Raw genomic sequence first — 7,960 nt, 5'->3', positions numbered from 1 at the left:
GCAGTTTGTTGATACTGCTACCCCAAGAATAAAAAGAACGATACTTCTTCCCGGATTGTGAGTTTTTTACCGATCGGTAAAAGCTCAGACAAGTCAAAGCCTGATGACCATAGCAAGTCGGTCCCACCCCTTCCCATCCCGAACAGGACCGTGAAACGACTTTGCGCCGATGATAGTGCTGCAACCAGTGTGAAAGTAGGTTATCGTCAGGCTAGTTATAAGCAAAGCCCGCTCAGTATCGACTGAGCGGGCTTTTTGCTTTCGGATTCGCACTGCGAATCTTCACTACCGTCCTATTGGCTCGAACTTCAGCGCATGCGCAGTCTGGTTGCCCGAGTTGACCAAGGTATCCTTTGACGTGTGGATATGCGGGTTATCGCGCGTCATCGATGACTCGAACGGCATCGAAGCCGGATAGCCCTGCGCATCCCAGCTCGCGTGGTCCGAGCAGCCATAGCCGCACTTGTCATAGCCGATCGTCAGGCCCGGCAGATAGGTGCCGATCAGCTGGGCCAGGAAGGCGTTCTGCTGGCTGTTCGTGTAATCGGTGATCAGGTAGATGTCGTTGGCCGCACCCTTGTAATTCGTCATGTCGAGCTGCAGCACGCCGGCGACCTTCCGGCCCGCCTGCCTGAACTGGCGCGCAATCTCCCTGCGAACCCCGCAATCCCGCTTCTTCCGCCGCATAGGCAATGACCTGGATCGTCCGGCGCGGGCGGTAACCGCTCGCGATGAGTGCACGCAAGGCCTCGGTCATGCTCGCGACGCCCGAAGCCCTGGTGGACGATCTGCGTTACCGAGATGTCCTCGCGGCCGGCGGCGAGTTCCCGCCAGGCGGACAGCAGCCAGTTGGCGGCGTCGACGCCGGACTGGCTTCGGTACTTCCGCTACCTGAAGGGTGCGTGCGGTGATTCCTACACCTGCTCGGAGTCTTCTCCTATACAGCCCCGCAGTTTCGGCGCGCATGATCAATCCATTGGTTCAGCAAAGCGAAGGAGGAATCATGAAATCGAAGGAAAAAAACCTGGGTGGCGACAACCGTTCGCGCGGTATCCATAAACCGAAAGGCGTGACAGTTGCCGAAGGCAGTCTGCAGACGCGTGCACCGGGCGCCGTCATGCCCGGCGGCCCCGAGTCGCCTTTCTTGATGGCCCACACCGGCTCCCAGCAGTCCGACACGGGCGGCCGCGGCCAGCGCGGCGGCGCCGGCGCCGTCCACCAGGGCTGGAGTGCGCGCCAGCGCGGCCAGCGCATGCAGGCACAGGCCGAGCAGGATCGCCTGGGCGAAGCCCAGCAATCCGGCGCGGGCGGCATCGAGCAATACCAGCACGCCGGCTCCCAGCAATCGGATTCCGGCAAGGGCGGCGGCAAAGGGCTGCAGGGCCACCCCGACCTGCCTGCTTCTGACTTCGGCAGCAAACCGAACAAGAAGAATCCCGGCAGTTGAACGCCGGCGCAAGCCCATGCGAGCCCGGGTCTCCCGGGTTTTTTTACGCCCCGCCTTCGCCCGCCACCAGCGCGGGAACGATGCCCTGTCCCAAACTGGGGCACAATGCACCTGTCAGCCTTGCCATTTCAACCATGACAGGAGAAGCATGAACGAACAGGTCGCACGCAACGTCGTGCTGGTGCGCGCCATCGAGTCCGCCGACGTCAACCACGCGGTGCTGAGCGACGACGACCGCAAGTACGCCAGCCGCAGCGCCAAGGAACTCGCGGCCTGGCAGGCCGCCGACAGCAAGAGCGCCGTCACCCAGCAGCATTTCCTGCAGCAGCGCTCCGAGCAGATCCTGAAACGCCTGGGCGAACGTTCGCCTGCATTCGGCGCATTCGCGAAGCGCCGACTGGGCTTGGGCGGCGTCTGGCTGGCCCTGCCTTTCCTGGCCTTCATCAGCGGCGCCGCCATCGACCGTATCGCCGATCCGTACCGTGTCGACCTCCTGTCGGCTCCCTTCCTCCTGATCATCGGCTGGAACCTGCTGGTCTATCTCTCCATGCTGGTATGGGCCCTGATCCCAGGCAAACGCCACGGCTGGGCAGGCCCGAACCTGCTGCGCCGCCTGAGCGTGGGCAAAGCGTCCGTGCCGCGCAAGCTGCCGGCACCGATGACCGAGGGCATTGCCGTCTTCATGGGAGAGTGGGCCACGCTCAGTGAACCGCTGACCCGCGCGCGCCTGCGCCGCACCGTCCATCTGGCCGCGGCCTTCTTCGCGCTCGGCGCCATCGCCTCGTTGTATGCGCGCGGCCTGCTGACCCAGTACCAGGTCGGTTGGGAAAGTACCTTCCTCGACGGCCGCCAGGTCCACACCCTGCTGTCCTGGCTGTTCATGCCGGCGATGACCGTCTTCCCCTTTCTGCAGGGTTTCTCGCTGGCCGAGATCGAACTGCTGCGCTTCGGGCGGCCAATGACCGCCGCGAGCGGCGAACGCTGGGTCCACCTGTATGGCGCGACGCTGCTGCTGCTCGTCGTGCTGCCACGCCTGCTGCTGGCCGGCGTCGCCGCCTGGCGCGCACGTCACCTGGCGCGCAACTTCCCGCTCGACCTCGACCAGCCGTATTACCGCAAGCTGGCAGACAGCATCGGCGCCGGTACCCCGGCACTGCTGCGCGTGCTCCCCTACAGCTATACGCTCGACGAAGCGCGCGACCGGGGCCTGTGGGCGATCGCGGCGAGCGCGCTCGGAGCGCAGGCCCGTGTCCAACTGTGCCCCACGGCCGCCTACGGCCTCGATCCGAAGGAAGCGCTGCGCGAGACCACCCTCGACGACGCGGGCGTCACCGTCACCGCCGTCCTGTTCAGCCTTGCGGCCACGCCCGAAAAGGAAAACCACGGCGCCTTCCTCGACTACCTGGGCAAGCGTGTGAAGCGCGGTGTCGCGGTCTTGGTAGACGAATCACCGCTCGTGGAACGCATTGGCGAGCAGCAGGGCAATGCCGCGCGCGTGGCCGAGCGCACCGCGCTGTGGCGCCAGTTCTGCAGCTTCCATGGTACCTCGGCCACCTTCGTCAACCTGCTCCAGCCCGAGAAGTATCCGCTCGAACTGGGCGCCGGACTCAGCTTGCCGGAGCTGCGATGAACGCCATGGCTGACACTCCGGTCAAGATCCAGTTCGCGCTCGTCTCGCACACCAACAACGGCAAGACGACGCTGGCGCGCACGCTGGTCGGCATGGACGTGGGCGAGGTGCGCGACGCCGCCCACGTGACCCAGTTCGCCGAGGCGCACCCGCTGCAGCGCAGTGAAGCCGGCGATACGCTGATGTTGTGGGACACCCCGGGCTTCGGCGATTCGGTGCGCCTCTTGAAGCGCCTGTCGATGGCGGGCAATCCGATCGGCTGGTTCCTGCGCGAGGTGTTCGACCGCTACCGCGACCGCCCGTTCTGGCTGAGCCAGCAGGCACTGCGCGCGGCCAAGGAAGAAGCCGACGTCATCCTCTACCTGGTCAACTCGTCCGAGTCGCCCCTGGATGCCGGCTACCTGCCGCCGGAGATGAAAATCCTCGAGTGGCTCGACAAGCCGGTTGCCGTGCTGCTCAACCAGATGGGCCCGCCGCGCCCCGGCGCAGAGGAATCCGGCGAGCAGGGGCGCTGGCGGCAGCACCTGGCCCAGTTCCCGGTGGTGAAGGAGGTGCTGCCGCTCGACGCCTTCGCCCGCTGCTGGGTGCACGAACACGTGTTCTATGAAGCGATCGGGCGCCTGGTCATTGATGAGAAGCGGCCCGGCTATGCGCGCCTGCTCGACGCCTGGTCGGCCGCCAACCGGCAACGCTACCTCGGCGCGCTGCGCGTCTCGGCGGAACAGCTGGCGGCGGCCGCGCGCGACGCGGAACCGATCGCGGAAGAAGGGCGCAGCATGCTGCGCAGCGCGCTGAAGGCGGTCGGCATCGGCAAGGACGAACAGCGGCGGCAGGAACTCGCGATGGCGGCGCTGGTCGAGCGCCTGAACAACCGCATCAATGGCGCGACGGCACGCATGCTGGCCCTGTACCGGATCGACCCGGGCCAGGCGCTGACCATCAATGCACGCGTGCGCGACAACTTCGCGGTGCATGCGCCGGTGGACAAGGCCCAGGCAGGCCTGCTCGGCGCCGTGGTGTCCGGTGCGGCAACGGGACTGTCGGCCGACATGATGGCGGGCGGCCTGACCATGGGGGCGGGCGCGCTGCTGGGGGCGATCGTCGGCGGCCTGACGATGGCCGGCGCGGCCTGGGGTTTCAACCAGCGCATGGACCGCGACAAGCCAGGCGTGCAGTTCGCCGACCCCTTCCTGCAGTCGCTGCTGGTAGGCGCGGTGCTGCGTTACCTGGCGGTGGCGCACTTCGGCCGCGGGCGCGGCAACTGGGTCGAAGGCGAAGCGCCGGCCTTCTGGCAGGAGGAGGTGGAGCGGGCACTCGGTGAACACATGGCAAAGCACCCGGACCTGTGGCAGCGGGTGCGCGCCGCGCCCGATGAGGAGGCGGCTGCCACGCTGGTGGAAGCCGTGCTCGTTCCGGCCACCGATACCACGCTTGCGAAGCTTTATCCGGGCGTGGCGCTGCCTGCGCGGGTAGATATCGCGAAGGCTTAGAACAGGTACTGCGCGCTGATGCCCAGGATCCAGTTGCGACCGGGGGCGGCTTCGTAGTAGCGGCGGTTGGTGTCTCCCACGATGACCGAGCCGACATAATCGCGGTCGAACAGGTTGTTCAGGCGTGCGAACTGCTTGAGCCGCCATCCTTTCACTAGCTGGCTGGCCTGTACGCGCGCGTTGACGATGGCGTAAGCCGGGGCCGGCGTGGCGGTATTCGTGTCTTCCGCATGGACACGGCTGTTGGCGATCGTCTCCAGTGCGGCGCCGAAGCGGCCGGACTGCTCCTTCCAGCCGAATTCGCCGTACAGGCTGGTCTTCGGGATGCCCGGCAGCCGGCTGCCTTCGGGCACGGCGCCAAAACCTTCTTCGTAGGTGGCACGCAGCGCCGTGAGCGCAAGGCGCGCGTTCCAGCCGCCGCCGAGTCCCGCATCGAGCGACAGTTCGCCGCCCTGGCGCAGGGTGGCGCTGGCATTGCGGTAGCTGGTGCGCCCGCCCGAGGAGCTGTCGACCACCAGTTCGCCCTCCGTACGGACCTGGAACACGGCGGCATTCACGCGCACGCCGGGATGAAGCATGGCCTTGACCCCGGCCTCGAAGTGCTTGCCGATGGCCGGCCCGAGGCGGAAGTTGAAGCCGGCGCCGGTCCCTGAATAGAACAGCTCGTTCAAGGTCGGGGTTTCGAAGCCGCGTGCGGCGCTGGCATAGACATTCAGCGAGGGCGAGACCTTGTACAGCACCCCGAGCAGCGGCGAGGTGTGGCTGTACTCGACGCTGCCGCTGTCGTTGCCGTTGGAAAGGAAACGGTCGGTGACGTCGAAGCTGATGCGGCTGCGGCGCACGCCGCCCGTCAGGACCCATGGTCCGCGCTCCCATTCCAGCTGGGCATAAGGGTCGACGCTGCGGACTTCGTTCCGTTCATCGCGCCGCAGGTTTCCCTTGACGCCGAAGGTATTGCCGACGAAGTTCTCGAAGCCCTGGCGGTCATCAACCGAGCGCGCCACCTCGATGCCGATGGTGGCACGCAGCGTGCCGCCAGCGAGTTCGCGCACGGCACGCCAGTTGGCGTCGATGCCGTGGAAGTCGCGGTCGAAGTCGATCACGCCACCGGAGTGTGTGGGCGCCGCCTGGAAGCCGCGCGAGAACGACTGGTACTGAATTACGTGGCGGTTGCCGGCGTAGGCGGTCAGCAGCAGGCGATCTGGCCCGAAGCGCTGTTCCCAGGTGAGTCCGAATTGCTGGTGGTCGATGCTCTTGCGCGTGTTGTAGCGTTCGGCCAGGGGGCGCTGGGGCGACTGGGTGTCGGTGAGGTCGATCTCGCCGGCGCGCGGGTCGCGCTGGTAGGTGGCCCAGGTGACGCCAAGCGGATCCTGGGTATCGTCCTGGCGCAGCCCGCTCGCGGTAAGGACCACGCGGCTGCCCTTCGTCGGCTCGACCACGAGCTTGGCGTAGGCCTGGTCGCGGGTGGCGGCGCTGTGGGCGCGGTAGCCATCGGTCTCGAAGCGAGAGGCATCGAGCAGGTAGCCGAACTTGCCGCTGCGGCCCTGTGCGTTCACATCGAGCTTGCGCATGCCGTCGCTGCCGGCGGTGAAGCTGCTTTCGATGGAAGGGGCTCCCTTGGGATCGCGCGTGAACAGCTGGACCACGCCGCCCGAGTGGTTGCCGTACAGGGCGGAGAAGGGGCCACGCAATACTTCGATACGCTCGGCGATGTCGAGGTTGAAGGTCGCGGCCTGGCCCTGGCCGTCCGGCATGGTGGCCGGGATGCCGTCCGCCACGAGGCGAACGCCGCGCACGCCGAAGGCCGAGCGGGCGCCAAAGCCGCGCGAGGAGATCTGCAGGTCCTGCGCATAGTTCTGGCGGTCGCGGGCGACCAGGCCCGGCACCGCGGCCAGGGCTTCGGAGGCGTTGACGCGCGGCTGGGTATCGGCAATCTGCGATGCATCGACAATGTCGATGGCGGCGGGCAGGTCGAAACTGCTGTGTTCCGAGCGGGTGGCGCTGACCACCACAACATTGATGGGCGCGCGTACCTCATCGGCGATCGCGCAGAGTGGGGCCGACATGCAGGCTGCGGCAATGGCGGTCCGGCGGAATAAGGGGTGCTTCATCTGTTCTCCAATTGCTCATAGCACCGTGCGAGCGGCATGCTGGTTCGGCACGCAATATACCCGGCATTGAAATAACGTACACGCACAGCTTCCATGGTGGCGCGGGCTTGCGGGTGCCGTGAACGTTTGCTATAGTGCGCGTCCGCTTCAGGAACGCTGCAAAGCGTGACCGAAAAACGTTCACGGGATCAACTGATTTCGTTGGCAAGGTCCGCAGAGAAATCTGCGACGAAGTGGAAGAGGGGGTTGACGAGTTAAGCGAAACACTGCATAATCTCATTCCTCTGCTGCTGACGAACACAACGCTTCGCAAGGTGCAGCAAGGTAGTACAGAACAACGTTTCTTTAACAATCAACAGTCGATAAGTGTGGGCGTTTGATGAAGGTGCCGCTGGCTTCGGTCAGTGATTACTTAAATTATCAAATGTTCACAAAAGTATTAACGTTGCTCAGCAATGAGCGACGGTCAGTATCTTGAGTGAGCGACTCCTGAGAAATCAGGATGGCAGCAATGCCAACAAACAGAGATTGAACTGAAGAGTTTGATCCTGGCTCAGATTGAACGCTGGCGGCATGCTTTACACATGCAAGTCGAACGGCAGCGCGGGGCAACCTGGCGGCGAGTGGCGAACGGGTGAGTAATATATCGGAACGTACCCAGAAGTGGGGGATAACGTAGCGAAAGTTACGCTAATACCGCATACGATCTACGGATGAAAGTGGGGGACCTTCGGGCCTCATGCTTGTGGAGCGGCCGATATCTGATTAGCTAGTTGGTAGGGTAAAGGCCTACCAAGGCGACGATCAGTAGCTGGTCTGAGAGGACGACCAGCCACACTGGGACTGAGACACGGCCCAGACTCCTACGGGAGGCAGCAGTGGGGAATTTTGGACAATGGGCGCAAGCCTGATCCAGCAATGCCGCGTGAGTGAAGAAGGCCTTCGGGTTGTAAAGCTCTTTTGTCAGGGAAGAAACGGCTGCGGCTAATATCTTTGGCTAATGACGGTACCTGAAGAATAAGCACCGGCTAACTACGTGCCAGCAGCCGCGGTAATACGTAGGGTGCAAGCGTTAATCGGAATTACTGGGCGTAAAGCGTGCGCAGGCGGTTTTGTAAGTCTGACGTGAAAGCCCCGGGCTCAACCTGGGAATTGCGTTGGAGACTGCAAGGCTTGAATCTGGCAGAGGGGGGTAGAATTCCACGTGTAGCAGTGAAATGCGTAGAGATGTGGAGGAACACCGATGGCGAAGGCAGCCCCCTGGGTCAAGATTGACGCTCAT

General features: G+C 64.3%; 4 protein-coding genes, 2 rRNA genes and 1 pseudogene. 5 read left to right on the top strand and 2 right to left on the bottom strand.

Annotated elements, in window-relative coordinates:
* Window positions 1-99 precede the first annotated feature (99 nt).
* Window positions 100-212 (top strand): 5S ribosomal RNA (gene rrf, locus MA09_RS00520).
* A gap of 73 nt (window positions 213-285) precedes the next feature.
* Here rrf and MA09_RS23905 read toward each other — a convergent pair.
* A pseudogene (locus tag MA09_RS23905) lies at window positions 286-887 on the bottom strand (M20/M25/M40 family metallo-hydrolase); the annotation flags it as partial.
* 116 nt (window positions 888-1,003) lie between these two features.
* Here MA09_RS23905 and MA09_RS00510 point away from each other — a divergent pair.
* The 3 genes from MA09_RS00510 to MA09_RS00500 all read left to right on the top strand — a co-directional run bounded on the left by MA09_RS00510 (window position 1,004) and on the right by MA09_RS00500 (window position 4,567).
* Entirely contained in the window at window positions 1,004-1,447 is a 444-nt protein-coding gene (locus tag MA09_RS00510; RefSeq protein WP_051933052.1) for a hypothetical protein, read from the top strand.
* A 148-nt stretch (window positions 1,448-1,595) separates the two neighbouring features.
* A complete protein-coding gene (locus tag MA09_RS00505; RefSeq protein WP_036244352.1) occupies window positions 1,596-3,077 on the top strand; it encodes a DUF2868 domain-containing protein in 1,482 nt (493 codons plus the stop codon).
* Window positions 3,078-3,082: 5 nt separating this feature from the next.
* On the top strand, window positions 3,083-4,567 hold the full coding sequence (locus tag MA09_RS00500; protein WP_152594506.1) for a DUF3482 domain-containing protein: 1,485 nt from the start codon (window positions 3,083-3,085) through the stop codon (window positions 4,565-4,567).
* On the opposite strand, the gene MA09_RS00495 is transcribed toward MA09_RS00500, so the two are convergent.
* A complete protein-coding gene (locus MA09_RS00495) occupies window positions 4,564-6,678 on the bottom strand; it encodes a TonB-dependent receptor (RefSeq protein ID WP_036244337.1) in 2,115 nt (704 codons plus the stop codon). The two genes, MA09_RS00500 and MA09_RS00495, sit on opposite strands and share 4 nt — an antisense overlap.
* Window positions 6,679-7,208: 530 nt before the next feature.
* Here MA09_RS00495 and MA09_RS00490 point away from each other — a divergent pair.
* Window positions 7,209-7,960 (top strand): 16S ribosomal RNA (locus MA09_RS00490); the annotation flags it as partial.

Source organism: Massilia sp. BSC265 (genome assembly GCF_000740675.1).
Taxonomy (GTDB): Bacteria; Pseudomonadota; Gammaproteobacteria; order Burkholderiales; family Burkholderiaceae_D; genus Telluria.
The sequence above is the reverse complement of the archived record's forward strand: the minus strand, read 5'-3'. Positions and strand labels throughout refer to the sequence as shown.

Coding starts and splice junctions, on each gene's coding strand:
- MA09_RS00510 (WP_051933052.1), top strand. CDS start 1,004: ATGAAATCGAAGGAAAAAAACCTGGGTGGCGACAACCGTTCGCGCGGT.
- MA09_RS00505 (WP_036244352.1), top strand. CDS start 1,596: ATGAACGAACAGGTCGCACGCAACGTCGTGCTGGTGCGCGCCATCGAG.
- MA09_RS00500 (WP_152594506.1), top strand. CDS start 3,083: ATGGCTGACACTCCGGTCAAGATCCAGTTCGCGCTCGTCTCGCACACC.
- MA09_RS00495 (WP_036244337.1), bottom strand. CDS start 6,678: ATGAAGCACCCCTTATTCCGCCGGACCGCCATTGCCGCAGCCTGCATG.